Origin of the sequence: Cognatiluteimonas sedimenti, from assembly GCF_022808325.1 — a bacterium.
In the GTDB taxonomy this organism is placed as follows: Bacteria; Pseudomonadota; Gammaproteobacteria; order Xanthomonadales; family Xanthomonadaceae; genus Cognatiluteimonas; species Cognatiluteimonas sedimenti.
Map to the genome: position 1 here is coordinate 41,746 of NZ_JALGCL010000001.1, position 25,126 is coordinate 66,871.

The 25,126-nt window shown below is 70.7% G+C and carries 20 protein-coding genes and 1 tRNA gene; 3 read left to right on the plus strand and 18 right to left on the minus strand.

From position 1 onward, the window contains the following. Positions 1-33 precede the first annotated feature (33 nt). Genes MQC88_RS00215 through MQC88_RS00230 form a run of 4 tightly spaced genes read right to left on the minus strand, consistent with a single transcriptional unit; the run spans position 34 to position 3,965 of the window. Positions 34-1,788, minus strand: coding sequence for an ABC transporter transmembrane domain-containing protein (locus MQC88_RS00215; RefSeq protein WP_243318104.1), 1,755 nt, complete (start codon positions 1,786-1,788; stop codon positions 34-36). A 44-nt stretch (positions 1,789-1,832) separates the two neighbouring features. Further along, a complete protein-coding gene (locus MQC88_RS00220) occupies positions 1,833-2,417 on the minus strand; it encodes an IMPACT family protein (RefSeq protein WP_243318107.1) in 585 nt (194 codons plus the stop codon). Continuing rightward, a complete protein-coding gene (locus MQC88_RS00225; protein ID WP_243318108.1) occupies positions 2,414-3,370 on the minus strand; it encodes a hypothetical protein in 957 nt (318 codons plus the stop codon). The genes MQC88_RS00220 and MQC88_RS00225 overlap by 4 nt, the downstream gene beginning before the upstream one ends. Positions 3,371-3,395: 25 nt before the next feature. Further along, a complete protein-coding gene (locus tag MQC88_RS00230; RefSeq protein WP_243318110.1) occupies positions 3,396-3,965 on the minus strand; it encodes an RNA polymerase sigma factor in 570 nt (189 codons plus the stop codon). A 239-nt stretch (positions 3,966-4,204) separates the two neighbouring features. Between MQC88_RS00230 and MQC88_RS00235 the strand changes: the two genes are divergently transcribed. Continuing rightward, on the plus strand, positions 4,205-7,120 hold the full coding sequence (locus MQC88_RS00235) for an EAL domain-containing protein (protein WP_243318112.1): 2,916 nt from the start codon (positions 4,205-4,207) through the stop codon (positions 7,118-7,120). On the opposite strand, the gene MQC88_RS00240 is transcribed toward MQC88_RS00235, so the two are convergent. Continuing rightward, on the minus strand, positions 7,117-8,547 hold the full coding sequence (locus tag MQC88_RS00240) for an aldehyde dehydrogenase family protein (protein WP_243320167.1): 1,431 nt from the start codon (positions 8,545-8,547) through the stop codon (positions 7,117-7,119). The genes MQC88_RS00235 and MQC88_RS00240 overlap by 4 nt on opposite strands. Before the next feature lie 158 nt (positions 8,548-8,705). Continuing rightward, positions 8,706-10,055 (minus strand): exodeoxyribonuclease VII large subunit, encoded by a 1,350-nt coding sequence (gene xseA, locus MQC88_RS00245; protein ID WP_243318114.1) that lies wholly within the window; start codon positions 10,053-10,055, stop codon positions 8,706-8,708. Between the two features lie 175 nt (positions 10,056-10,230). Between xseA and ispG the strand changes: the two genes are divergently transcribed. Continuing rightward, positions 10,231-11,535, plus strand: coding sequence for a flavodoxin-dependent (E)-4-hydroxy-3-methylbut-2-enyl-diphosphate synthase (gene ispG, locus MQC88_RS00250; RefSeq protein WP_243318115.1), 1,305 nt, complete (start codon positions 10,231-10,233; stop codon positions 11,533-11,535). Then, the gene (locus MQC88_RS00255; RefSeq protein WP_243318116.1) at positions 11,486-12,220 is read left to right on the plus strand and encodes a phosphatase PAP2 family protein; all 735 of its coding nucleotides are present in this window, start codon (positions 11,486-11,488) and stop codon (positions 12,218-12,220) included. Before ispG ends, MQC88_RS00255 begins: the two co-directional genes overlap by 50 nt. Positions 12,221-12,328: 108 nt before the next feature. On the opposite strand, the gene MQC88_RS00260 is transcribed toward MQC88_RS00255, so the two are convergent. The 12 genes from MQC88_RS00260 to MQC88_RS00315 all read right to left on the minus strand — a co-directional run bounded on the left by MQC88_RS00260 (position 12,329) and on the right by MQC88_RS00315 (position 25,123). Continuing rightward, on the minus strand, positions 12,329-12,967 hold the full coding sequence (locus MQC88_RS00260) for a hypothetical protein (RefSeq protein ID WP_243318117.1): 639 nt from the start codon (positions 12,965-12,967) through the stop codon (positions 12,329-12,331). 3 nt (positions 12,968-12,970) lie between these two features. Then, positions 12,971-14,380, minus strand: a complete 1,410-nt coding sequence (locus MQC88_RS00265) for a pectinacetylesterase family protein (RefSeq protein WP_243318118.1) — start codon at positions 14,378-14,380, stop codon at positions 12,971-12,973. A gap of 154 nt (positions 14,381-14,534) precedes the next feature. Next, positions 14,535-15,467 carry a DMT family transporter gene (locus MQC88_RS00270; protein ID WP_243318119.1) on the minus strand — a complete coding sequence of 311 codons (933 nt, stop codon included), beginning with the start codon at positions 15,465-15,467 and terminating at the stop codon, positions 14,535-14,537. Beyond that, the gene (gene murB / locus MQC88_RS00275) at positions 15,461-16,531 is read right to left on the minus strand and encodes a UDP-N-acetylmuramate dehydrogenase (RefSeq protein ID WP_243318120.1); all 1,071 of its coding nucleotides are present in this window, start codon (positions 16,529-16,531) and stop codon (positions 15,461-15,463) included. Before murB ends, MQC88_RS00270 begins: the two co-directional genes overlap by 7 nt. Then, positions 16,524-17,582 carry a quinone-dependent dihydroorotate dehydrogenase gene (locus MQC88_RS00280; protein ID WP_243318122.1) on the minus strand — a complete coding sequence of 353 codons (1,059 nt, stop codon included), beginning with the start codon at positions 17,580-17,582 and terminating at the stop codon, positions 16,524-16,526. The genes murB and MQC88_RS00280 overlap by 8 nt, the downstream gene beginning before the upstream one ends. Before the next feature lie 118 nt (positions 17,583-17,700). Next, positions 17,701-19,233: an L-piperidine-6-carboxylate dehydrogenase gene (gene amaB / locus MQC88_RS00285; RefSeq protein WP_243318124.1), complete on the minus strand. Its 1,533-nt coding sequence runs from the start codon at positions 19,231-19,233 to the stop codon at positions 17,701-17,703. Between the two features lie 126 nt (positions 19,234-19,359). Beyond that, a tRNA-Arg gene (locus MQC88_RS00290) sits at positions 19,360-19,436 on the minus strand. Between the two features lie 59 nt (positions 19,437-19,495). Next, positions 19,496-20,770 (minus strand): dicarboxylate/amino acid:cation symporter, encoded by a 1,275-nt coding sequence (locus MQC88_RS00295; RefSeq protein WP_243318125.1) that lies wholly within the window; start codon positions 20,768-20,770, stop codon positions 19,496-19,498. Positions 20,771-20,827: 57 nt separating this feature from the next. Beyond that, positions 20,828-21,610 carry a L,D-transpeptidase family protein gene (locus tag MQC88_RS00300; protein WP_243318127.1) on the minus strand — a complete coding sequence of 261 codons (783 nt, stop codon included), beginning with the start codon at positions 21,608-21,610 and terminating at the stop codon, positions 20,828-20,830. 40 nt (positions 21,611-21,650) lie between these two features. Continuing rightward, positions 21,651-22,499: a MurR/RpiR family transcriptional regulator gene (locus MQC88_RS00305; RefSeq protein ID WP_243320169.1), complete on the minus strand. Its 849-nt coding sequence runs from the start codon at positions 22,497-22,499 to the stop codon at positions 21,651-21,653. Between the two features lie 10 nt (positions 22,500-22,509). Beyond that, positions 22,510-23,619: a dipeptide epimerase gene (locus MQC88_RS00310; RefSeq protein WP_243318129.1), complete on the minus strand. Its 1,110-nt coding sequence runs from the start codon at positions 23,617-23,619 to the stop codon at positions 22,510-22,512. Between the two features lie 76 nt (positions 23,620-23,695). After that, positions 23,696-25,123, minus strand: a complete 1,428-nt coding sequence (locus MQC88_RS00315; RefSeq protein ID WP_243318131.1) for a C40 family peptidase — start codon at positions 25,121-25,123, stop codon at positions 23,696-23,698. Positions 25,124-25,126 lie beyond the last annotated feature (3 nt).

A 25,126-nucleotide genomic window follows, 5' to 3' on the forward strand; every position in this document is an offset into this window, starting at 1 on the left:
GCATTGCGCGGTGGGTAGGCGGGTTGGCACGGGTCAGTCCAGGAACTGCAGCTTCGCCAGCTCCGAGTACAGGCCACCCTGCGCCATCAGCGCATCGTGCGTGCCCTCGGCGACGATCCGGCCGCGGTCCATGACCACGATCCGGTCGGCCTTGAGCACGGTCGCCAGGCGGTGCGCGATCACCAGCGTGGTGCGACCGGCCATCAGGTTTTCCAGCGCGTGCTGCACCGCGCGTTCGCTCTGCGCGTCGAGCGCGCTGGTGGCTTCGTCGAGCAGCAGCACCGGCGCGTCCTTGAGCAGGGCGCGGGCGATGACGATGCGTTGCTGCTGGCCACCGGACAGGCGCGCGCCGCGTTCGCCCAGTTCGCTGGCGAAGCCCTCCGGCAGGGCGTCGAGGAATTCGTCGGCCTCGGCCGAGGCGGCGGCGGCGCGGACCTCGGCATCGGTCGCCTCGAGCCGGCCGTAGCGGATGTTGTCGGCGGCGCTGGCGGCAAAGATCGTGGGCGACTGCGGCACCAGTGCGATGGCGTCGCGCAGCGCGGCAGGGTCGAGCGTGCGCACGTCGATGCCGTCGAGCGCGATGCCGCCACTGTCGGGATCGTGGAAGCGCAGCAGCAGCGTGAACACGGTGCTCTTGCCGGCGCCCGACGGGCCGACCAGGGCCACGGTCTCGCCCGGCCGCACGTGCAGGTCGAAGGCCTCCAGCGCCGGCAGGTCGGGGCGCATCGGGTAGTGGAAGGTGACGGCGTCGAAGGCGATCGCGCCGCGCACCGGTTGCGGCATCGGCCGTGGCTGCGCCGGCGCGGAAATGCCTGCGGTTTCCTGCAACAGTTCGGAAATGCGCCCCATGCCGCCGGCCGCGCGCTGCAGTTCATTCCACACCTCCGCCAGCGCGCCGACCGAGCCGCCGCCGATCAGCGCGTACAGCACGAACTGGCCGAGGGTGCCCGCGCTCATGCGCCCGCCGACTACGTCGTGCGCGCCCGACCACAGCACCAGCGTGATCGCGCCGAAGATCAGCACGATCGCCACCGCCGTCACCACCGCCTGCGCGCGGATGCGCCTGCGCGCGGTCTCGACCGCGACCGCGAGCGCGTTGCCGAAGCGGCCGCGCTCGTAGGGCTCGCGCGCGTGCGCCTGCACCGTGCGCACCGCGCCCAGGGTCTCGGTGGCGAGCATGTTGGCGTCGGCGACGCGATCCTGGCTGGCGCGCGACATCTTCTGCAGCCGGCGCCCACCGACCACGATCGGCAGCACCGCCAGCGGGATCCCGAACAGGGCGTAGCTTGCGAGGTGGGGGCTGGTGACGAACAGCATCGCGATCGAACCGACCACCGTCACCAGGCTGCGCAGCGCCACCGACATGCTCGAACCGACCACGCTGCGCAGCAGTTCGGCGTCGGCCGTCAGGCGCGAAACCAGCTCGCCGCTGCGGTTGCGATCGAAGAAGCCGGCGTCCAGCCCGAGCAGGTGCGCGTACAGGCGATTGCGCATGTCCGCGACCACGCGTTCGCCGAGCAGGGTGACGAAGTAGAAGCGCGCCGCGGTCGCCAGCGCCAGCGCCAGCGCGACCAGGAACAAGAATACGAACGCGCGGTCGATGTTGGCACCGCTGGAAAAGCCCTGGTCGATCATGCGACGGAACGCCACCGGCAGGCTCAGGGTGGCGGTCGAGGAGCAGGCCAGTGCCGCCAGCCAGGCGGCGAACAGCCCGCGATGCGCCCTGACGAACGGCCACAGCGCGCGCAGGGTGCCGATCGGGGCCTTGGCGGGAGTCGTTCCGGTCATGCGGCCATGATGAGGGTTTGCCGTGCCTGGCGCGACCACCACGCCTACGCGGGCGCGAAGCGCACCCGGTCGCGCGTGGCGTCGCGCAGGTGCGCCTGCAGTGCCTCGGCGCGATCGGCGGGCAACGTCAGCCACAGGCGCAGGCCGTCGGGGGAGAACGCTTCCTCGAGTTTCTCCGCACCGAAGGCGGTGAGCGCGGCATGCACCGCACCGGTGTCGTCGAAGCCGGCTTGCAGCTGCAGCGTGCGCATGGCGACCAGTGGCACGCGCGATGCGGTGCGCAGGCACTCGGCGGCGGCGCCGCCGTAGGCGCGCACCAGGCCGCCGGCGCCGAGCTTGGTGCCGCCGAACCAGCGCGTCACCACGACCATCACCCGATCGCAGTCCTGGCCATCGATCGCCGCCAGGATCGGGCGCCCGGCGGTGCCGGCGGGTTCGCCGTCGTCGCTGGATCGGTAGGCCGGGCCGATCCGCCAGGCCCAGCAATTGTGGGTGGCCGCCGGATCGGCGACTTCCGCGAGGAAGGCAATTGCGGCTTCGGCGCTTTCGACCGCCGCGGCGCGGGCGAGGAAGCGGCTGTGCCTGGCTTCGAGCGCGTACGTTGCCGGCGCGGCCAGCGTGTCGCTCATGGCAGCAGCGTGCGCAGGTCTTCCGGCAACGGATAGTCCGGATAGCGATGCTGGAATTCGCGCAGGCTGGCGCGGGCGTCCTCGAGCTTGCCGCCGGCCACCAGTTCGCGGATGCGCGCCAGCCAGGCGTCGCGCACCTCGGGCGAGGCCACCGTGGCCGGCGGGACATCCTCCAGCGGCATGTCCTCGCGGACGACGGCTGCCGCTGGCTGTTGCTGGCGCGCGGGTTCGGTGGGCATGGCCACGGTGTCGGCTGCGCTGCCCTGGGCTTCGGCGGCGGTACGGGCGGTCCCGAACGCCTGCGGCGCGGCTGCGGACGGGGACGCGGCGCTGGTGTCCGCAGCCCGGGATTGCGCGGTTGCGGCTGCCTTCGCTGTGTTCGCCGGCTCCGGCGCCGGCCGTGCCTGCATGGAAGCGGGTGCATCGAACACGATCGGAGCCTCCTGCGGCGGCGCCGCGGGTGCGGGTGCGGGTGGCGGAGGCGGTGCCGGCGGACGCGCGGATTTCGCCGCGGCCGTGCCGGGCTTGCCGGCGCTGGCCGGGGGCGGCAAGGCCGCTGCCGCGGTTTCGCCCTGCACGCGTTCGGCACTCGCGATCGCCGCTGGCGGCGGGGCCGCATCGGTGGCGGCGCCACCGGGACTGGCCGCCGCTGGCGCGTTGCGCAACGCGGAGTCGGCTTCGGAGCGATAGGCCGGGGCGACCTGCGGCAGCGGCCGCAGTTGCCATGCCAGTCCCAGGGCCAGCGCCAGCGACGCCGCCACGCCGAGGCCCAGGGGCCAGCGCCGCGACCGCCGCGGGCCGGCATCGCGATGCCCGGTCACCGCGGCATGCGCGGTGGCGAGGATGCGCGAATCCAGGGCCGGCGACGGCTCGCCATGGGGCCCCACGCGCGACAGGCGTTGCGCCAGCGCGTGTTCCTGGGGATCCAGCGATGTCGGGTCTTGTGGGGTCATCGATCCTGGTTCGATTGGGTCAACGTCATTCCGGCAGCCGCGCGCGCAGCTTGTCCATGGCATAGCGCAACCGCGATTTCACCGTTTCGCGCCCCACGCCGGTGATTTCGCCGATCTCCTCCAGGGTGAGCTCCTGCTCCAGCCGCAACAGCAGCACCTCGCGCTGCTCCGGCGGCAACTCGTCCAGCGCCAGTTGCAGGCGGCGTCGCTGCTCGAATTCCGAAAGGGTGCGCTCGGGCGTGTCGTGGTCGGGTATGCGGGCAGTGCGCTGGTCGCCGTCGACCGGTGCCGGCGGGCGATGCTGCAGTGCGCGCCAGTGGTCGGCCAGGCGGTTGTGGGCGATGCGGTAGAGCCAGGTGCCGAACGGGGCATCCGGTCGCCATCCGGCGCGCGCCGACACCACCCGCTGCCACACGTCCTGGAACAGCTCGTCGGCCAGCGCCGGCTCGCGCAGCTGACGCAGCAGGAACCGGTACAGGCGCCCGCGATGACGCGCATAGAGCTGTTCGAATGCGGCCACGTCGCCACCGGCATAGCCCAGCATCAATGCCTCGTCGCTGGCGTCGATGCTCTCGTCCGCACGGGGTCCGTCCATTGCCGGCAGGGTAAGCGCTGCGCGGGGCCGCGAGAACCCCCGGGGGCGCCCGCCCGCCCCATGCCCGCGCCGGCCGCCAGGGTTGGCGGTGACGGTTGCCGGGGGGGAAGCGCCGCATCGCACCTGCATCGTCTCGGACTGCCATTTCCGGCCGGAAACCGGCCACATGCCACGCACGAACGTCCAGGACAGGCCGGTGGGGTTGCTGCGGCGGCCATTCGTGGCGTTATCCTGCGGCCATGAGCAGGGGGAATAGCAGCGCGGACGTCGTGGAGGTGGCTGGCACGGCGGCCGCGGCGCCGACGCTGGACAGCCTCGCCGGGGCATTGACCGACACCCTGCCGACGGGGTCGTTCGTGGTCGTGCGCTGGCAGGGCGCGGATGGAGACGGGGTATCGGCGGCGGCGGGTGCATCGATGCGGTTGCGCGCGCATGCCGAGGCGATCCTGGATGGCCGCCGCCCGCCGCTGTCGGCGACCGAGATCAACGAGTCATGGGACGAACGCGGCACCCGGATCGCGCTGGCCGCGCGGCTGGCGGAAGCGCTGCCACCGGCTTCGCGCGCGGCCTGGGTGGCGCTGGCACGGCGCACGGTCGCCGCGACCCTGGCGTCGGAGCATGCCCAGGCGCGGATCGAGTCGCTGCAGAAATCCCAGCGCCTGCAGCAGGCGCTCTACGAGATCGCCGACCTCGCCGGCTCGGGGCTGGAGATGCAGGAAATGCTCGGGCGCATCCACGCCGTGGTCGGCGGGTTGATGTATGCCGAGAATTTCTACATCGTGCTCTACGACGACGTCCGCGAGAGCGTTCGCTTCCTGTACTTCGCCGATCGCCTCGACCCCTACGTGGCCGAGCCGGAGGTCGCGATCTCGCTCGACGAGATGCCCAACAGCCTGACCGCCGCGCTGTTGCGCCACGGCCATCCGCTGCTGGGGCCGTCGGCGCGGCTGCGGCACGAGATGGGCGTGCACCTGGACATCGAGCACGGCCCCGACAGCGCCGACTGGCTGGGGGTGCCGATGCGCCGCGACGACCGCGTCAGCGGCGCGATCGTGGTGCAGAGCTACGACCATCCGGCCAGCTACAGCGACGAGGACCGGGCACTGCTGGAATACGTGGCCCAGCACATCCTCACCGCGCTCGACCGCAAGCACGCCCAGGTCGAGCTCGAGCGCCGCGTCGACGAGCGCACGCTGGAGCTGCAGCAGGCCAACCTGGTGCTGCAGGCCGAGATCGTCGAGCGCCAGCGCGCGGAAAAGCTGCAGCGCGCGCTGTACCGGATCACCGAGCTTTCGGTGACCGCCGGCAGCCTGGAGCACTTCTACGCCGACGTGCACGAGGTGGTCGGCGAGCTGCTGTACGCGCGCAACTTCTACATCGCGTTGCTGACGCCGGACGGCGAGCAGATCGAGTTCCCGTATTCGGTCGACGAGCGCGATTCCACCCGCGTCACCCGCAAGATAGGCAAGGGCCTGACCGAGTACGTGATCACGCATGGCGTGGCCCTGCTCGCCGATCGCGCCCGCATCGCCGAACTGGAAGCGGTCGGCGACGTGCGCAGCCACGGCGCGCTGGCGCATTGCTGGCTCGGCGTGCCGTTGTCGCGCGAGAACACGGTGGTCGGCGCGATCGCGGTGCAGAGCTATACGTCCGACATCGCCTTCACCCCGAGCGACCAGGAATTGCTGACCTTCGTGGCCCACCACATCGGCGGCGGCCTGGGGCGCAAGCGCGCGCAGGAGCACCTCAAGGCCGCGCACTCGGAACTGGAATTCCGGGTCGAGGCGCGCACCCAGGAACTGGCCGGCGCCAACCGCGAACTGCGCGCGCAGATCGGCGAGCGCGTGCGCGCCGAGCAGCGGTTGACCCACCAGGCCCGGCACGATGCCCTGACCGGGCTGCCGAACCGCCCGCAGCTGCTGGAGCGGCTGGACGCGGCGATCGAGCGGGCGCGCGGCAGCGCGTCGGGCGCGTTCGCGGTGCTGTTCCTCGACCTCGACCGCTTCAAGCTGATCAACGACAGCATCGGCCACGCCGCCGGCGACGAGATGCTGGTCGAGATCGGCCGCCGCATCGCCGGCGTGCTTGGCGACGACGGCGTCGTGGCGCGCTTCGGCGGCGACGAATTCGCGATCCTGGCCGAAGGCGTCGCCGACGGGCCGGCCAGCATCGCGCTGGCGACGCGGATCCTCGAGGCGCTGGGCAAGCCGCTGTGGCTGGGCGGGCGCGAGCTGTTCCCGTCCGCAAGCATCGGCATCGCGCAATGGCAGCCGCGCTACCGCCTGGGCGAGGAACTGCTGCGCGACGCCGACGCGGCGATGTACCGCGCCAAGGCCGAGGGAAGGGACCGCAGCGCATTGTTCGACGAGGCGATGCGCGCGCACGCGATCCGGCTGCTGGACCTGGAGGCGGACCTGCGGCGCGCGATCATGGGCGATGCCTTCGTGCCCCACTTCCAGCCGATCGTGCGCCTGGCCGATGGCGTGGTGGTCGGGCACGAGGCGCTGCTGCGCTGGAACCACGACCTGCACGGCGCGCTGCCCCCGGGCGAATTCATCGGCGTGGGCGAGGACAGCGGCCTGATCGAGCAGGTCGACTGGTTGATCTACGAGCGCGTGATCGCGTGGCTGCGCGACCAGCGCGACGGCTACGTGTCGATCAACGTCTCGCCGCGGCATTTCCGTTCCGACGACTTCGCCGAGCGCCTGCTGCGGATGCTCGATGCGGCCGGCGCCGACCCCCACCGCCTGCGCATCGAGATCACCGAAGTCGCGCTGCTGGACGACGCGCCGCGCGCGCTGCGCATGCTCAACACCCTGCGCGGGCGCGGCGTGCTGGCCTTGCTGGACGATTTCGGGACCGGCTTCTCGGCGCTGTCGTACCTGCACCGGTTCCCGATCCAGTCGTTGAAGATCGACCGCAGCTTCGTCTCCGGCCTGGATGGCGAGACCCGCGCCGAAAGCCTGGCGCTGGTGCGCGCGATCCTTGCGCTGGCCGGGACGCTGGGCATCGACACCATCGGCGAAGGCATCGAGACGCCCGCGCAGCGCGACATCCTGGTCGAACTGGGCTGTCCGTTCGGCCAGGGCTACCTGTACGGGCATCCGGCCCCGGTCGTCCCCCCGGCGGGCACCACGCAGCCGGCGCAGGCCTAGGGATCGCGCAACACCAGCAGCCGCGGTTCGGTCATGTCCGCGATCGCGTAGCGCACCCCTTCGCGACCGATCCCCGATCCCTTGACCCCGCCGTAAGGCATGTTGTCGACGCGGAAGCTGGGGATGTCGCCGACGATCACGCCACCAACCTCGAGCCGGTCCCATGCCCGCATGGCGTGCGCGAGGTCGCCGGTGAACACGCCGGCCTGCAGGCCGAAGTCGCTGTCGTTGACGCGATCCAGGGCATCGTCGAAGTCGCTGAAAGGTTCAAGGCAGGCGACCGGGCCGAAGGCTTCGCGGCGATACAGATCGCTGTCGTGCGCGACCTTTTCCAGCAGTGTCGCCGGCAACAGGTTGCCCTGGCGGCTGCCGCCGGCAAGCAGCTTCGCGCCGCCTTTCACCGCCGCGGCGATCCATCCCGCGACGCGCTCTGCCGCCGCCTCGTCGATCATCGGCCCGATGAACACGTCCTCGTCGCGCGGATCGCCCATGCGCAGCTTGCCGACCGCGGCCTTGAGCTTCTTCTTCAGCCTGTCGTACTGGCTGGCGTGCACGTAGATGCGTTGCACGCCGATGCAACTCTGGCCGGACTGGTAGTAGGCGCCGGAAACCAGTCGCGCCACGACCTCGTCGAGCGGCCGGCCGGGATCGGCGTCGACGATGCAGGCGGCGTTGCCGCCCAGTTCCAGCACGACCTTCTTGCGCCCGGCGCGGGCCTTGAGCTCCCAGCCGACCAGCCCGCCGGTGAAGCTCAGCAAGGCGATGCGCTCGTCCTCGACCAGCAGCCCGGCGTCCTCGTTGGAGCAGGGCAATACCGAGAACGCACCTTTCGGCAGTACCGTCTCCGCCAGCACCTCGGCGATGATCAAGGCGCCGACCGGTGTCTTCGCAGCGGGTTTGAGCACGAACGGGCAACCGGCCGCGATCGCCGGCGCGACCTTGTGGGCGACCAGGTTGAGCGGGAAGTTGAACGGGGTGATGAAAGCGCATGCGCCGATCGGCACCCGCTTGACCATGCCGCGGTAGCCGCGGCTGCGTTCGGAGACCTGCAGCTCGATCACCTCGCCGTCGATGCGCGTGGCTCCGCCCGCGGCGATGCGGAAGGTATCGACCAGGCGGGCGACTTCGCCGCGCGCGTCGCTGATCGGCTTGCCGGCCTCGATGCACAACGCCAGCGCCAGCTCCTCGCGGCGCTGGTCGAAGCGGCGGACACAATGCTCCAGCACGTCGCGGCGCGCGTCGGGTGGGAACTTCGCCATCGCCCCGCGCGCCCTGTGCGCGGCGACGATCGCCTTGCGGACGGTGGCGGCATCGGCGAAGGCGACGCGGGTGGCGCGCTTGCCGGAATACTTGTCCAGTACGTCCAGGTCGGTGTTGGCCGCGACCGGCCGGTTGGCCAGGTAGTACGGATAGGACTTCTGCAGCACCTGCGCTTTCGGCATTGTCGGACTCCTTGGCGCCAGCATTGCGGTTGGCGGGTTAACGCCGGGTCGTCGGTCCCGCGGTCGCGGCCACGTCGATGCGGCAACGGCTGCGCGGCCCGCGAACGCACCGTGGCACGCGGAAAACCCGGTTCGCGCCGCGCCTACGGTTCCCGGGTCGCTCCTTCCACCCGCAGCCGCAGTCGCCCGTCCGATACCCGCGCATCCAGCGCGTCGCCCACGGTCGCGTCCGCCGCGCTGCGCACGATGCGGCCGTCCGCGTGTTGCAGGATCGCGTAGCCGCGGGCGACCGTCGCCAGCGGGCTGACCGCAGCCAGCGAGCGCGCCAGCCCGCGCAGGCGCAATGCGTCGCTGGCGAGCTTGCGCGCGAGCGCCGCGCGCGGCCGTGGCGCGAGCGCGTCCAGGCGCTCGTGCAGCCTCGCCAGGCGGCGCTTTGGATGCACTGCGCGCAGCACCGCATCGGCGTGGCGCAGGCGCGCGGCGTCGCGCTCGCCGCGGCGCTGCCAGGCCGCGCGCAACCGCCGCAGCACCTCGCCCTGGCGCTGGCGCAGCAGTTGCAGTCGCGCCTGCGGACGCAAGGCATGCAGCCGCAACGCGGCGCGATCGGCGCGCTGCATCGCCTGGCGCAGGCGTTGCCGCTGCAAGTCAGCCAGGCGCGCCTCGAGGTTGCGCAGGCGCCGGCCGAGGTCCTCGGCGTTGGGGACCAGCAGTTCGGCCGCCGCCGAGGGCGTCGGCGCGCGCAGGTCGGCGGCGAAGTCGGCAAGGCTGAAGTCCGTCTCGTGGCCGACGGCGGACACCACCGGCACGCCGGATGCGGCGATCGCGCGGGCCAGTTGCTCGTCGTTGAACGCCCACAGGTCCTCGAGCGAGCCGCCGCCACGGGTCAGCAGCAGCACGTCGAAGCGGCCGCTGGCCGCGGCCCGGCGCAGCAGGGCCGTGATTTGTGCCGCCGCCGCGGCGCCCTGCACCGGGACCGGCAGGATCTCGACTTCGAGCAGGGGGAAACGTCGCGCCAGCACGCTCAGCACGTCGCGCACCGCGGCGCCGGACGGTGAGGTGATGACCCCGAGCCGGCGCACGTAGGCGGGCAGGGCGCGCTTGCGTCCCGCGTCGAACAGGCCTTCGGCCGAAAGCCGCGCCTTCAGTTCCTCGAATGCGCGCCGCAACGCCCCTTCGCCAGCCTCCTCCATGTGGTCGAGCACCAGCTGGTAGTCGCCGCGCGCCTCGTACAGCGTCAGCCGGCCGCGCGCCAGTACCCGCAGGCCTTCGCGCGGCGCGAACTTCAGCCAGCCGCTCCTGGACTTGAACATCGCGCAGCGGACCTGCGCGCGCGCGTCCTTGAGGGTGAAGTACAGATGCCCGGACGACGGCCGCGACAGGTTGCCGAGCTCGCCCTCGACCCAGACCAGCGGGAATGCCCCTTCCAGCAGGTCGCGGGCGAGGGTGTTGAGCTGGCTGGGGGTGAGGATTTCCCCGGTAGGTGCCACGTTCATCGAGGCAGGATAGCGCAGGGCGCGACGAGACCCGCCGGTTGCACCGTCGCGCAATGCACGGGGCGCCGGCAGTGCAGCCCGGGGCCCGATCGCCCTGGATCCGGCCGCGGCAACCCATGGTCGCATCGCGACGCCGCGCCTGCAGCGCCGGTCGCAGGCCCCCTACAATATCGGCATGAGCATCGCGCCCGACAACCCGCACGATCCCGACCGCGTCCGCAGCCTCACCGAATGGGCCTTCGGCCCGGCGCCGCGGCGGCGCACGCGCCAGGTGCGCATCGGCCACGTGCGCGTCGGCGGCGACGCGCCGGTGGTGGTGCAGTCGATGACCAACACCGACACCGCCGACATCGTTTCCACCGTGAAGCAGGTCGGCGAGTTGTGGCGCGCCGGTTCCGAACTGGTGCGGGTGACGGTCAACACCCCGGAGGCCGCGGCCGCGGTCCCCAGGATCGTCGACCGCCTGCTGATGATGGGCGTGGACGTGCCGGTGGTCGGCGACTTCCATTACAACGGCCACCAGCTGCTGGCCAACGAGCCGGCCTGCGCCGAGGCGCTGGCCAAGTACCGGATCAATCCCGGCAACGTCGGCTTCGGCAGGAAGCGCGACACGCAGTTCGCGCAGATGATCGAATTCGCGGTCCGCCATGCCAAGCCGGTGCGGATCGGCGTCAACTGGGGCTCGCTCGACCAGGCGCTGGCGGCGCGGTTGATGGACGAGAACCACCAGCGCGCCGAGCCCTGGGAGGCGGCGCGGGTGCTGCGCGAGGCGCTGATCCGCTCGGCGCTGGATTCGGCGCAGCGCGCGGTCGAACTCGGGCTGCCGGCCCACCGCATCGTGCTGTCGTGCAAGGTCAGCGGCGTGCAGGAACTGATCGCGGTCTACCGCGACCTGGCGCGGCGTTCGGACTTCGCGCTGCACCTTGGCCTGACCGAAGCCGGCATCGGCAGCAAGGGCATCGTCGCTTCCAGCGCGGCGCTGGCGATACTGCTGCAGGAGGGCATCGGCGACACCATCCGCATCTCGCTGACGCCGGAGCCCGGCGCGCCGCGCACGCAGGAAGTGGTGGTCGCGCAGGAACTGCTGCAGACCATGGGCCTGCGCGCGTTCACGCCGATGGTGACGGCCTGCCCGGGCTGCGGCCGCACCACCTCCGAGTTCTTCCAGGAACTCGCGCAACGCGTGCAGGAACACGTGCGCGCGAAGATGCCGGAATGGAAGATCAGCCATCCCGGCGCTGAAAACCTGACCCTGGCGGTGATGGGCTGCGTGGTCAACGGCCCCGGCGAATCGCGCCACGCCAACATCGGCATTTCGCTGCCCGGCACCGGCGAGGCGCCGGCGGCGCCGGTGTTCGTCGATGGTGAAAAGACCGTCACCCTGCGTGGCGATAGCATCGCGGCGGATTTCGTCTCGATCATCGATGACTATGTCGAACGCAGGTACGGGCAGGCCGACGCCACCACGCACGCCGGCTGAGGCCAGGCAGGCCATCCGCCAAGAGGCGCGCTTCGGCGCGGCCTTCCTGCGCGTGCATGGCTGGCGCCTGCTGCTGGTGTTCGTTGGCCTGGCGCTGCCCCTGTGGGCTTTCGGCGCACTGGTCGAGGACCTGCACGAAGGCGAAGCGTTCTTCTTCGACGAGCCGATCCTGCGGTTTTCCCACGACATGGCCAGCGCGGGCTTCGACCACGCGTTCGTGGCGATGTCGGCCCTGGGCTACGCCTGGGGCGTGGTGCCCGTGGACGTGTTGCTGGTGCTGGCGCTGGCGTGGCGGCGGCGCTTCCGCGAAGGCCTGTTCGCGGGCATCGCCATCGTCGGTTCGCTGCTGCTCAACGTCACCGCCAAGCACGTGTTTGCGCGCGCGCGCCCGGACCTGTGGACGTCGATCGCGCCGGAGTCCACCTACAGCTTCCCCAGCGGCCACGCCATGGGCTCGATCACGCTGGCGTGGGTCGTGGTGCTGCTGTGCTGGCATACGCGCTGGCGCTGGCCGGCGACGGGCGCCGCCGTCGTGTTCACGGGACTGGTCGGGTTGTCGCGGGTCTACCTGGGCGTGCATTACCCGTCCGACGTCCTCGCCGGCTGGGCGGCGGCGTCGACCTGGACGGTCGGTGTCTACCTGTTGGTGTTCCGCGCCGGCGCGCGGCCTTGGCGTCCGGCCTGAGGAAACCCTGGCCGCAGCGGTCGCCGACGTCGCGCTTGCGCAGTTCGCCCACGGCGCGGGACAGGGCGATATCGACTGCGGGCGACGCCAGGTTGCCGTGCCCGTGCCTCAACCGCCGTTGCCCCAGGCGCGCTCGCGTTCCTGCTGCAGGCGCTGGCGCAGGTACTGGTCGCGGGTCAGGCCGCCGGGGATCGTCTCCATCGCCAGCACCTCGGCCACCACGATGCGTTCGCGCGCCTTGTACCGCTGCATGCGCGGATCGGCGCGCTGCCGGGCCGCCCAGGCCGCTTCCCGGCGCTCGGCGTCCTTGCGGTAAGCCTCGGCCAGCGTGGCCAGGCGGCGCGCCTGGTCCGCATCGCTGCCAGGCATTGCCTGCACCATGGCCACGCGCAACAGCATCGCCTCGCCGGCGGACAGCTCGCGCGTGCGTTCGCGTTCGGTGATCTGCGTTTCCAGCACGTCCGCGCGCTGCGCGCGTTCGAACGCCGGGAGCGCCGCGGCGGTGCGCAGGAATTCGCGCGCTTCCCGCGAGAAGCGTTGCTGTTCCTGCCAGTGGCGCACCTGCGGCGACTGCAGCAGCCGGGCCCGCGCGCGGTCGGGCGCCGCGGGCGGCGCGCCGGCGCTTGCGTCCGGGACGTCGGCGTCTTCGTGCCGGCCGCCGCAGCCAGCGGCGAGCAGCAACATGCCGGCCGCGAGCGCGATGGCGGTTGCGCTGCGGCGATGGCGATCCGGGCAGGCGCAGGCCATGCCTCAGCCCAGCACGTGGTCGACCAGCCAGTACAGCAGGTTGAAGGGCTTGTCGCGGTCCTGCGCGTCGCTGTCCTCGCTGGCGTCGAGCACGTCGCCATGGCCGTCGAGGACGCTGTCGATGAAATCCGAAAGTTCCAGTGCCTGCGCCTGCACGTCGCCGTTCTGGAAATCGACGATGGTGGTGCAATGGCTCTCGTTGAGCGAGCGGTACTGCGGGAAGTAGCCACCTACATTGCCAAGCCCGTCGAGCAGGGCGGTCAGGCGCGTGGTGTCCTGCGCCCATTTGGCATGGAGCAGCGCTTCCCTCGTCGCCTGGTCGGGCGCGTTTTCGATCTCCGGGAAGAAGCGCTCGTAGGAATAGGCGGAGTAGTTGAGGTCCTGCCAGAAGTGGGCATGGCCCATGCGGTCGCGCGGGAACCGCGCCGACAGCGCCGGATAGATCGAGCCCAGCTGGTCGAGGTCGAACCCGGGCATTTCCGCCGCCAGCGTCTGCAACGGGCCGGAGGGCGCGTCCAGGCCCCAGACCACGCGGATGTGCTCCTGCAAGGGCAGTTGCGGGTATTGCTCCGGGTCGCTGCCGCGCGGGGCTTCGAAAATCGGGCCGGAATCGTCCAGCAGGTAGCCGTAGCTCGGAGCCAGGTCGCGGCGCAGCACGGCATAGTTGGTCAGGCTGCCGGCGCCGCCGGCGCTGCAACCGGCGGACAACATCTGGGTGGGCCGTGGCAGGTTGTCCTTGAGCCAGGCCACCACCGCGCGGTTGTTGCGCAGGCCGTTGTGGTGCCAGACCAGGGGTTCTTCCGCGTCGTCCGGGTCGTCGTACACCGAGACGCGGTCGCCGCTGTAGATGTCGCCCGTGCAATAGGGAACGTACACCAGGTTCCATTGCTGCGTCTTGACCGCATCGAACGGGGTGACGCGGGTGATGAAGGGGGTGACCATCCGCGCCGCCGGATTGGCGATGCTCATGTAGTCGTCGGGTATGCCGTCGGGATTGCGTGCGCCGCGAACGCCGTCCCGGCCGCTGCAGCTGGCGTAGTCCCAGCAGGCGCCACCGCCTTCCATGTACACCAGGGTGTTGCGCGTGCCGGGCACGCGGTTGACGAAGAACTTGTACGGCGAGCCGTTGCCGCAGGTGGCGCCGGTTTCCGGCGCGAGCTGCACCGTCTGCCACTCGCCGTAGTCGCCCGGCACGAAGCCGTCGTCGAAACCGGCGGGATTGGACAGCAGCGGATACGGGCCCTGGCGCTGTTCGGGCGTCACCGGGCTGTCCGCGGGTGGCGGATTGACCAGGTTCTGCAGGGTTTGCCAGTAGCCGTAGTCGCCTGCCTCGGCATGCAATGCCAGCGAGACCGCGGCGGCGACGGCGGCGAGGGCGACGGCGGTTGCGACGGGACGGCGTTGCCTGGCCATGGGCTTGTCCTTGTCGAGTCGACGCGGCATGGGCGCGGCCCGTCGGTGGTGCACGGGCCGCTGCCGCGTTCGGGCTTCGGATGTGCAGATACACCCCGGCCGTGCATGGGTCAAGTGCGCCCGTTGGGGGCGATTCGGGAAGCCCGGGCGGCGGCTACTCCCCGGGCTTGGCGGCCTCCACCGGCGCCGTGGTCTGCGCGCGCAACGAAAGTTGCGCCTCGCGGTGCGCGATGTAGAGATTGGCGCCGAAGATGATCGCCGCGCCGGCGATGGTCCAGTGGCTGATGGTTTCGTCGAACAGCAGCCACGCCAGCCCGGTCACCAGCGGCAGTTGCATGAAGCTGATCGGGGTCAGCGCCGAGACTTCGCCCAGCTTCAGCGCCCGGGTCCAGAACAACTGCCCGCCGGTGCCGAACACGCCGATCGCCAGCAGCCACAACCAGTCGATTCCCTGCGGCCAGGTCCACGCGAACAACGCCGGCAGCAGCGACAACGGCACCCAGAACACGTAGGTGTAGAACACGATCGTGTCCGGCGGATCGACCCGCGACAGCTGCTTGATCTGGATCGCCACGATGCTGCTGAGCACCGCCGCGGCGACCGCCACCAGCGAGCCCGCGCTGAAGCCCTCGGTGCCCGGGCGCACGATCACCAGCACGCCGATGAAGCCCAGGATCACCGCGGTCCAGCGGCGGCGGCGCACGACCTCGCCGAGCCAGAACACCGCGGCGATGGTCACGAACAGCGGGGTCGAGTAGGACAGCGAGATCGCCTGCGCCATCGGCAGGTGGCCGATCGCCCAGAAGCCGCACAGCATCGAGCCGATGCCGATCGCGCTGCGCACGAAATAGCGGGGCAACTGGCGGGTGCGGAACACCGCGGCACCGCCCCGGTGCAAGAACGGCATCAGCGCGGCCAGCCCGAACAGGTTGCGGAAGAACGCGATCTCGAAGGTGGACAGCGTCGCCGAGGCCAGGCGGATGGTGACCGCCATCAGGCCGAAGAACAGCGTGCTGGCCAGCATCAGCGCGGCGGCGCGCACGAACGGCGCCGGTTGCGGGGCCGCCGGCACGGGGGGGCTCACCATGGCGCGCCGACGATCCGCGGCTCCGGCTCCAGCGCCACGCCGAAGCGCTCATGCACCGAGGCCGCGATCCGCCGCGCCAGCCCCAGCAGCTGCGCGCCGCTGGCGTGGCCGTGGTTGACCAGCACCAGCGCGTGGCTGGCAGCGACGCCGGCGTCGCCATCGCGGTGGCCCTTCCAGCCGCAGGCGTCGATCATCCACGCCGCCGACAGCTTGCGGGTGGCATCGTCGTAGCCGCGGAACATCGGCAGCGCGGGGTGCGCGGCGTGCAGCGCCTCGGCCTGCGCGAGCGCGACGATCGGGTTCTTGAAGAAGCTGCCGGCATTGCCGAGCACGGCCGGGTCGGGCAACTTGCGGCGGCGGATGCGGCACACCGCTTCGGCCACCTGCGACGGGCGCACTGTGTCGGTGGCGCAGGCGTCGATGCCCATCGCCGCGAGTTCGTCGCCAAGGCCGGCGTACTCCAGCCGCAATACCGGCGAGCGCGACAACGCGAACTCGACCGCAGTCACCACGAAGCGTTCCGGTTCGCGCTTGAACAAGCTGTCGCGGTAACCGAACGCGCAATCCCGTGCCGACAGCCGGCGTGGCGTCGCGGTGGCGCGCTCGAAGGCCTCGACCGCGTGTACGTGCTCGCGCACTTCCACGCCGTAGGCGCCGATGTTCTGGATCGGCGCGGCGCCGACGGTCCCCGGGATCAGGGCCAGGTTCTCCAACCCGGCCAGGCCATGGCCCAGGGTCCACAGCACCAGCGCGTGCCATTCCACGCCGGCGTCGGCGCGGACGATCGCAACGCCGTTGTCATCCGAGACGATCCCGATCTGTTGCCCGCCCAATGCCAGCACCGCGCCCGGCGGGTCGCCCGCGAACAGCAGGTTGCTGCCGCCGCCGAGCACCAGTACCGGGCCCTCGCGCAGCATCGGGTAACCGAACAGCTCCGGCAGCGCGGCGGCATCGGCCACTTCCACCAGCAACGGCGCACGCGCGGGCACGCCGAAGGTGTTGCGCGCGTCCAGGCGCGCGTTCTCGATCAACCGGTATTTCGCCATGGAGGCGGGTTCAGTCATGCGGCGGCAGGTTGCCGCGGCTGGGGGCTTCCTTGCGCCGGCGCATCGCCTCGACGCACTCGCCGATCAGCGCCGGGCCGCGGTAGACCAGCCCGGTGTAGACCTGCACCAGCGACGCGCCGGCAGCCATCTTCTTGGCCGCGTCGGCGCCGGTCATGATGCCGCCGACCCCGACCAGCGGGATCGACTCGGGAAGCCGGGTGCGCAGCATCCGCAGCACCGCGGTCGACTTGTCCATCAGCGGCGCGCCGGACAGGCCGCCGGCCGTGCGCGCGAGCGGATGGTCCTGCACCGCGATCCGCGACACGGTGGTGTTGGTGGCGATGACGCCATCGACCTGCAGGTCGCCGAGCACGCGCCCGGCGGCGTCGATGTCGTCGTCGGACAGGTCCGGCGCGACCTTGACCAGCATCGGCACGCGCTTGCCGTGCTGCGCGCCGAGCCGCTCCTGCGCCTCGCGCAGGGTACCGACCAGCCGCCGCAGCGCCTGCTCCTCCTGCAGTTCGCGCAGGCCGGCGGTATTGGGCGAGGAGATGTTGACGGTGATGTAGTCGGCCAGCGGGTACACCCGCTCCAGGCAGAACAGGTAATCCGACTCCGCCGATTCGTTCGGCGTGTCCTTGTTCCTGCCGATGTTGATCCCGAGCAGGCCGTCCTTGCGCTTGGCGCGTTCGACGTTGCGCACCAGCGCGTCGACGCCGTCGTTGTTGAAACCCAGGCGGTTGATGATGGCGCGGTGCAGCGGCAGCCGGAACATGCGCGGCTTCGGGTTGCCCGGCTGCGGCCGCGGCGTCACCGTTCCGACCTCGACGAAGCCGAAACCCAGCGAGAGCAGCGCATCGACGTGGGCGCCGTTCTTGTCGAGCCCGGCGGCGAGGCCGACCGGGTTGGGGAACACCAGCCCAAGTACCTTGGTCGGCAACGGGTTGGGGCGGGCCGCGAGCAGCGGATTGAGCCCGCAGCGGTACGCGCTCTCCAGTGCGGAAAGCCCGAGCGCGTGCGCGCGCTCGGGATCCAGGCCGAACAGGAACGGGCGGGCGAGGGAATACATCGTTGGTTCGTCGCAGCCTCGTCGTCATTCCCGCGGGGGCGGGAAACCTTTGTCGCTCAAGCCCTGGGTTGCACGCAAGGGACGCCGGATGCCTGCAGGCACAGGCACGACCGCGCCCTTACAGGTCGAACTTGATGCCCTGCGCCAGCGGAAGCGAGTCCGAATAGTTGATGGTGTTGGTCTGGCGGCGCATGTAGGCACGCCACGCGTCGGAACCCGACTCGCGACCGCCGCCGGTCTCCTTCTCGCCGCCGAATGCGCCGCCGATCTCCGCGCCCGAGGTGCCGATGTTGACGTTGGCGATGCCGCAATCCGAGCCGGCCGCCGACAGGAACTTCTCCGCCGCCTTCAGGTTGTTGGTGAAGATCGACGACGACAGGCCCTGCGGCACGTCGTTCTGCATCGCGATCGCGTCGTCGAGGTCCTTGTACTTCATCACGTACAGGATCGGCGCGAAGGTCTCGGTCTGCACCACTTCGGCGTCGTTGCCCAGGCCGGTGACGATCGCCGGCAGCACGAAGTTGCCCGCACGCTCGATCGCGGCGCCGCCGGTCTCGACCTTGCCGCCGGACGCCTTCGCCTTGGCGATCGCGTCGAGGTAGGCCTGTACGGCGTCCTGGCTGTTGAGCGGGCCCATCAGGTTCCTCGGGTCGGTCGGGTCGCCGATCTTGCCTTCGACCTGCTTGTACGCCGCGACCAGCTTGCCGAGTACGTCCGCGTATATCGACTCGTGCACGAACAGGCGGCGGGTGGTGGTGCAACGCTGGCCGGCGGTGCCGACCGCGCCGAACACGATGCCCGGGATCGCCAGCTTCAGGTCCGCGGTTTCGTCGAGGATGATCGCGTTGTTGCCGCCCAGCTCCAGCAGCGAGCGACCCATGCGGCGGGCGACGCGCTCGCCGACCATGCGGCCGACCTTGGTCGAGCCGGTGAACGAGACCAGCGCGATGCGCCTGTCGTCGACGAAGTTCGACGCCAGCTCGGTGCCGCCGTCGTTGAACAGGAAGAACAGGTCGGGGAAACCGCCCTTCTTCAGCGCCTCGTTGCAGATGCGCATCGAGGCGATCGCCGACAGCGGCACCTTGGGCGAAGGCTTCCAGATCGAGATGTCGCCGCATACGGCGGCCACGAACGAATTCCAGGCCCAGACCGCGACCGGGAAATTGAAGGCCGAGATGATGCCCACCAGCCCCAGCGGCTGCCACTGCTCGTACATGCGGTGGCCCGGGCGCTCGGAATGCATGGTCAGGCCGTACAGCTGGCGCGAGAGGCCGACGGCGAAGTCGCCGATGTCGATCATCTCCTGCACCTCGCCGTCGCCTTCGGGCTTGGACTTGCCCATCTCCAGCGCGACCAGCGAACCCAGCGCGTCCTTGTGCGCGCGCAGCGCGTCCGCGCACAGCCGGACCGCCTCGCCGCGGCGCGGCGCCGGGGTCGTGCGCCAGACCTTGAACGCGGCCTGGGCGCGCTCGACGATGGTGTCGTAATCGTCCTGCGAAGACGCCTGCACCCGCGCCAGCACCTGGCCGTCGGTCGGGTTGACCGGCTCCAGCACGCCGGCGTCGCGGGTCTTCGACCATTCGCCGTTGCCGAGGTAGGTACCGGACTCGTTGTCGCCGAGGCCGAGGGCGGTGAGGACGGGGTGGGTCATGTCGAAACTCCGGTGATGCCGCTCGCGCAGGACCGCCAGTACTGACGGATGCCTGCCCGTGCGGGCGTTTCATTTGAACCCCCGCACATGGATGTGCGGGCTCTTGCAGAAGGACCTGCATGCATCTGGCGGCCCCGGCGCGATTCGAACGCACGACCTTCCCCTTAGGAGGGGGACGCTCTATCCAGCTGAGCTACGGGGCCACAACCCGGCGATTTTCGCACGAGCCTCCCTGCGCGGGCCAATCCACCGCCCGGCACGGTCAGGCCGGTGGTCCGCTGCCATCGTCCACGACCGGGTAGCCGGCGCGCGTCCGCCCCACCACCACGCTGGTGGCGGCCATGTCCGCGCTGACGTTGCCGACCGTGGCAAACACGTCCGGGATCGTGTCCACCGCCAGCAGCAGGCCCAGCGGGCCCGGCGGCAGGCCCATCGCCGTGGTCACCGGCAGGTTGGTGGCCATGAAGCTGACCTGGCCGGGCAGCCCCACCGAACCCATGCTGATCAGCACCGACAGTGCGGCGCCGGTGGCCAGTTGCGTTGCGGTGAGGTCCATGCCGAACGCCCAGGCGATGAAACAGGCCGTGGCCATGTACTGGATCGGGCTGGTGATGCGGAACAGCGACACCGCCATCGGCAGCACCAGCGAAGCGACCTCGCGCGGATAGCCCAGGTTGCGGTCCACGCTCTGCAGCATCGCCGGCAGCGAGGCCAGCGAGGACTGGGTGCTCGCGGCGACCGCCTGCGGCGGCAGCAGCGCCGTCGCGAAGCGGCGCAGGCGTTCGCCGCCCCACAGCACCGCCACCGGGAGCATCAGCACGGTCGCGGCCAGGTACAGCACGCACTCGAGGGCGATGTAGATGCCAAGGGCGCTGATCATGCCCAGGCCAGAGCGCGCGCAGACCGCCAGGATCAGCGCGAATACGCCGGCCGGGGCGGCCCACAGCACCCAGCGCACGATGACGATCATGGCGTCGGCGATGGCCTGGAAGAAATCCACCATCTTGTTGCGATGGTCCGGCCCGATCCGGGTCAGGGCGAAGCCGAAGAACAGCGCGAACACCACCAGCGGCAGCATCGCGCTGGCCGCGGCGGCGGCAATCGCGTTGCTCGGCACCATGGCGGTGAGCGAGTCGGCCCAGCTCGACGGCGCGACCGCCGCGGTGGCGCCCGCGCCGCCCGACGCGTGGTGCAGGGCGGCGGCCAGGTCCGGATCCGGGGTGAACAGCGACAGCAGGGCCGGCGCGGCGATCGCCGCGAACGCGGCGGCGCCGGACAGGATCGCCAGGAACACCAGGATCGCGCGCCGCGCCACGCGGCCGGAGCTGGCGGCGTCGCTGGCGGTGTTGACACCCACGATCACCAGCGCCAGCACCAGCGGCACCACCGTCATCTGCAGCGCGTTGAGCCAGAGCTTGCCGAACGGCTGCACGATGTCAGCCACGCGCGTGCCCAGCGCGGGGTCCAGCCAGGCCAGCAGCAGGCCGATCAGGGCGCCGGAGGCCAGTCCGGTGAGGATGCGGGCGGTCATCGACATGCGCGGGGTTCCGTCGTCGGCAGGAAAGGTCTGGATCAAGTCCGGGCGTCGCGGCCGCTACCGGGGCAGGCCCCACGGCACCCGCAAGCGGTCGTACTCGGCCCGTGGCAGCAGCACGAAGACCGGTTGCAGCGCCGGATCCAGCCATGCCAGCAGCGCCTGCATCGTTGCGTCCTGCATCGCGGTGCAGCCGGCGGTGGCGGTATCGGGCGATTTCCACAGGTGGGCGAAGATGCAGCTTCCGGCCATCGGGCGGGCCCGCGGGTTGTGTTCGATCACGAAGCCGAGGCGATAGCGCTGGTCGCCGTCGGCATGCAGGTCGCGGCGCATCGGCTCGGTGGATCCGCGGACCGCGTCGGCGCCGACGTCATCGGCGTCGACGATGCGGTTGTAGAGCGGCGAACCGCTCACGTCGATGCAGTAGTCCGATGCGTCCATCGCGGCGTAGGGCAATGCGGTTGCGCCGCTCGCGGCGTAGCCGAAGGCTTGGCCGATGGCGAACACGCCCGCGGGGCTGCGGCCGTCGCCCTCGCGCTTGACCGGGCCGCTGTCGCCGGCGCGGCCGTCGTCGGGGGGAATGTCGTGCAGGCCGATGCCCCAGGCCGCGCCGCTGCGCCCGATCACCACCGGCCGGGCGGCAGCGGTTTCGCGCCAGGTGCCGCCGTGGTCGCGTTCGAAGGTGCGCAATCGGCCGTGGATGTCGTCCCAGCCGTCGGTGGTGACGACGACCATCTGTCGCGCGTGTTGCCAGCGCGCGCCGCTGTCGCCGTCGCCAGCGACGGGCGCGTGTGCGCAGGCGGCGAGGGCGAGCGTGGCGGCGGCAAGCAAGGATCGGAGCATCGGCAGTCTCGGATGGCGCCGGGAATGCCCGGCTTTCGCGTCAGGGTTCCAGCAGCGGCTGGATCCGCTCGAGGTTGGCCAGCAGGCTGGCGTGGCGCTCGCCGTCGGCTTCGCACAGGTTCACGAACAGGCCGTCGAGCAGGTGCTGCAGCGCCGAATGGTAGAGCAGCGGCTCGATGTGCGCGCGCTCGTCGTGCGCTGAGACCAACAGGGCGATGTCGGCATGCGCGCGCAACGCGTTGGAGGTGTGGCGGGTGACGGTGATGACGCGCCCGCGCTGCTCGCGGAAGTAGCGGCAGATCTGGCACAGCGCCGGCTGCTTGCCGTGCTCGGAGAACACCAGCAGCACGTCGCCCGGGCCCGCCGCCGACATGCTGGCGGTCATGTGCGCGGTATCGAAGTTGTGCACGCTCAGGATCCCGAGCAGCGACAGTTTCAGCGAGAACGCGCGGGCGTGGATGTCGTCCTCGCCCAGGCCGATGATGAACACCTTGCCCGCGGCGGCGATCGCCCTGGCGGCGGCTTCGATCGCATCGGGCGGGTTGATCAGGCGGGTGGCTTCCTCGGCTTCGGACTTGCGCCGCCACAGGCTCGAGGCCAGGGTCGACTTTCGGTCCTGCGGCGCGGCTTCGGCCGGGACCGCGGCGTTGCCGCTGTCGGCGCGCACCAGCGCCTCGCTGATCGACAGCTTGAGGTCGGGATAGCCCTTGAATCCGAGCTTCTGGCAGAACTTGACCACGCTCGACTGGCTGATGCCCACGGCGTTGGCCAGCTGCTGCGACGAGTAGTCGCGCAGCAGCTGCGCGTTCTCGAGCACGAAGTCGGCGATGCGGCGCTCGATCGCCGACATCTGGTCGCGCTCGGAGCGGATCTTGACCAGCGCCGACATCGCCATGCCCTCAGGCGGCCTTGTCGTCGGCCACCGCGACCAGGCCGCGGATCTCGCGGATCCCGAGCCCGGGCGCATCGGTGACGGTGATCTCCGATTCGTTGAAGATCACCCCGCCGGTGACCGGGTCGTACTGGCAAAGCGACGGTCCGTCCAGGTCGACCTTGGTGATCACGTCGGCCTTGGCCACCGCCAGGTGCACCGCGGCGGCGACGCCGATGCTGGATTCCAGCATGCAGCCGATCATGCATTCGATCCCGTGCATGCCGCAGATGTCGGCAATGCGGACGGCGTTGGAGATGCCGCCGGTCTTCATCAGCTTGATGTTGACGATGTCGGCGGCGCGCATCCGGATCAGCTCGATCACCTCCATCGGCCCGAACACGCTCTCGTCGGCCATCACCGGCGTGTGCACGCGCTCGGTGACGTAGCGCAGGCCTTCCAGGTCGTAGGCCTTGACCGGCTGTTCGACCAGCTCCAGCTTGACTCCCGCGTCCTCCAGCGTCTGCAGCGCGTAGACCGCCTGCTTGGCGGTCCAGCCCTGGTTGGCGTCCAGGCGCAGCAGGGCGCGGCCCTCCACCGCGGCGTGGATCGCCCGGGTGCGCTCGATGTCGACGCCGATGTCCTTGCCGACCTTGATCTTCAGCGATTCGAAGCCGCGTTCCACCGCATCGATCGAGTCGGCCACCATCTTGTCGATGTAATCCACGCTGATGGTGATGTCGGTGGTCACCACCGGGTCGCCGCCGCCCAGCAGCTTGTACAGCGGCGCGCCGTAGAGTTGGCCCCAGAGGTCGTAGACCGCGATCTCGACCGCGGCCTTGGCGCTGGAGTTCTTCTCCATCGCCCCCTGCACGAGGTGGGTGACGCGGTTGAGGTTGGCGATGTCCTGCCCGATCAGCCGCGGCGAGATGTAATGGCGCACCGCGTCCATGATCGAGCCATGGGTGTCGCCGGTGATCACCGCGGTGGCCGGGGCGCTGCCGTAGCCGACGTGGCCGTCGTCGGTGCGCACCATCACCACGATGTCCTCGACCTGCTCGACGGTGCGAAGCGCGGTCTTGAACGGCGTCTTCAGCGGCACCCGCAGCATGCCGAACTGGATGTCGCTGATCTTCATGGCAGGTCCTTCGTGCGCCCGCCGTGGCGGCGGAGTTCGCGGATGTACATGCGGGCATGGCCTTCCGTTGCGGCGTTCATGGGCGGGGCGCCACCCGGACGATGTTGGTGATGCGGTCGATGTAATCCTGCGCGGCGTTGAACATCAGCGGCGTCAGCGGCGTCACCGAAACAGCGTTGAGGTGCATCGACCGCAGCTGGCCGTCGGCGCCGAGGTAGCTGCCGCCGTTGGTGTCGTGGATCACGTAGGGCACGTCGCCGATGCGGCCGATCACCATCATCACGTGGCCGGGGATGTAGACGAGGTCGCCGACCTGCAGCGCCGCCACCGCGGCCACGCGCCTGTCGCGGCCATCGGCCGGTTCGAATCGGGTGCGATCCAGCGCCGGGCTGACGGACTGGTCGCTGGTGTTGCGGGGCAGCTGCACGCCCATGCTGCGGTAGACCTCGGAGACGAAGCCGCTGCAGTCGCGCCCGTTGTAGGAATGCCCCCAGCCGTAGCGCTCGCCGAGGAACCGGAAGCCCTGGCGGATGATGTTGGCGGGGGTCAGGGGCAAATAGTCGCCGGCGCTGTCGGTGTTCCTTTGCAGCAGCGCCGGCGCAAAACCCAGGCTGCCGTCGTCGTGGCGCAGCGGCAGCTCCAGCACCCATGAGGTGTAGGGATGCTGACCGTTCACCGGCCGGTCCGGCGCCACGTCGGCGAGCGGGGCGCGCACGCCCATGTCCAGTTGCAGCTCCGACAGTTGCGGCTGCTCGTGGCTGTAGACAGTGCGCACCTTGGCGCCGGTGACGACGCGGTAGGGCGCCTTGTCGGCATGCGCGAACACGGCCTCGCGGCTGCCTTCGGCGATGGCTCCCGCCTCGACCCACGCCGCGTAGCGCGGGCTCACCACGAACAACCAGCCGCCATCGCCGCTGCGGTGCACGATCGCCACCGGCGTGCCCGGGAACAGTGCGCTTTCCTGGAAGCGGTCGATGTCGGTGTCGTCGTCGCTGCTGAACACGCGCAGGTCGGTGGGGAAGGCGCGCAGCGCGGCGCGCCGCACCGCCATGCCGAACCGGGTGGCCTGGGTGGCGGGGATCGCGTCGAGGGCGCGGCCGGCGACGATGGCGTCGAGCGTGGGCTGCGGCACCGGCTTGCCGCCTTCGTCGTACAGCGGCTTCGATGGTGCCGATGCCAGGCCTTCGATCCAGCCGGCGACCGTCGCGCGGTCCAGGGTCGCGGGCAGCGCGCGCAGGTCGTGCATGGAATCGTCCGTGCGCAGCAGCTTCGCGTTCTGCGCATCGATCGCGGCGCGGTCCATCAGCACGCGGTCGGGTGCGTTCGCATCGCCCTGGGCCAGCCGCGACACCCAGAATTCCGGCGACAGGTAGGCCTCTTCGACGCCGATCACGCCGCTGGCCGGCACCTGCATCGGCACCACCGGTTCGCGCGCCCACGCCGGCGCCGCGGCCAGCAGCGTCATTGCCAGCGCGGCGGAGACGGTCGACAAAGGGAATCGCATCGG

What these genes read in the sequence shown, in the direction of transcription:
- MQC88_RS00220 (WP_243318107.1), bottom strand. Translation starts at nt 2,417, where the DNA reads ATGAGCGACACGCTGGCCGCGCCGGCAACGTACGCGCTCGAAGCCAGG.
- MQC88_RS00260 (WP_243318117.1), bottom strand. Translation starts at nt 12,967, where the DNA reads ATGGCCTGCGCCTGCCCGGATCGCCATCGCCGCAGCGCAACCGCCATC.
- xseA (WP_243318114.1), bottom strand. Translation starts at nt 10,055, where the DNA reads ATGAACGTGGCACCTACCGGGGAAATCCTCACCCCCAGCCAGCTCAAC.
- MQC88_RS00310 (WP_243318129.1), bottom strand. Translation starts at nt 23,619, where the DNA reads ATGAAGATCAGCGACATCCAGTTCGGCATGCTGCGGGTGCCGCTGAAG.
- MQC88_RS00305 (WP_243320169.1), bottom strand. Translation starts at nt 22,499, where the DNA reads ATGTCGGCGCTGGTCAAGATCCGCTCCGAGCGCGACCAGATGTCGGCG.
- MQC88_RS00265 (WP_243318118.1), bottom strand. Translation starts at nt 14,380, where the DNA reads ATGGCCAGGCAACGCCGTCCCGTCGCAACCGCCGTCGCCCTCGCCGCC.
- MQC88_RS00270 (WP_243318119.1), bottom strand. Translation starts at nt 15,467, where the DNA reads ATGGTGAGCCCCCCCGTGCCGGCGGCCCCGCAACCGGCGCCGTTCGTG.
- MQC88_RS00255 (WP_243318116.1), top strand. Translation starts at nt 11,486, where the DNA reads ATGTCGAACGCAGGTACGGGCAGGCCGACGCCACCACGCACGCCGGCT.
- MQC88_RS00235 (WP_243318112.1), top strand. Translation starts at nt 4,205, where the DNA reads ATGAGCAGGGGGAATAGCAGCGCGGACGTCGTGGAGGTGGCTGGCACG.
- MQC88_RS00300 (WP_243318127.1), bottom strand. Translation starts at nt 21,610, where the DNA reads ATGCTCCGATCCTTGCTTGCCGCCGCCACGCTCGCCCTCGCCGCCTGC.
- MQC88_RS00225 (WP_243318108.1), bottom strand. Translation starts at nt 3,370, where the DNA reads ATGACCCCACAAGACCCGACATCGCTGGATCCCCAGGAACACGCGCTG.
- MQC88_RS00295 (WP_243318125.1), bottom strand. Translation starts at nt 20,770, where the DNA reads ATGTCGATGACCGCCCGCATCCTCACCGGACTGGCCTCCGGCGCCCTG.
- MQC88_RS00280 (WP_243318122.1), bottom strand. Translation starts at nt 17,582, where the DNA reads ATGTATTCCCTCGCCCGCCCGTTCCTGTTCGGCCTGGATCCCGAGCGC.
- MQC88_RS00215 (WP_243318104.1), bottom strand. Translation starts at nt 1,788, where the DNA reads ATGACCGGAACGACTCCCGCCAAGGCCCCGATCGGCACCCTGCGCGCG.
- MQC88_RS00315 (WP_243318131.1), bottom strand. Translation starts at nt 25,123, where the DNA reads ATGCGATTCCCTTTGTCGACCGTCTCCGCCGCGCTGGCAATGACGCTG.
- amaB (WP_243318124.1), bottom strand. Translation starts at nt 19,233, where the DNA reads ATGACCCACCCCGTCCTCACCGCCCTCGGCCTCGGCGACAACGAGTCC.
- murB (WP_243318120.1), bottom strand. Translation starts at nt 16,531, where the DNA reads ATGACTGAACCCGCCTCCATGGCGAAATACCGGTTGATCGAGAACGCG.
- MQC88_RS00230 (WP_243318110.1), bottom strand. Translation starts at nt 3,965, where the DNA reads ATGGACGGACCCCGTGCGGACGAGAGCATCGACGCCAGCGACGAGGCA.
- ispG (WP_243318115.1), top strand. Translation starts at nt 10,231, where the DNA reads ATGAGCATCGCGCCCGACAACCCGCACGATCCCGACCGCGTCCGCAGC.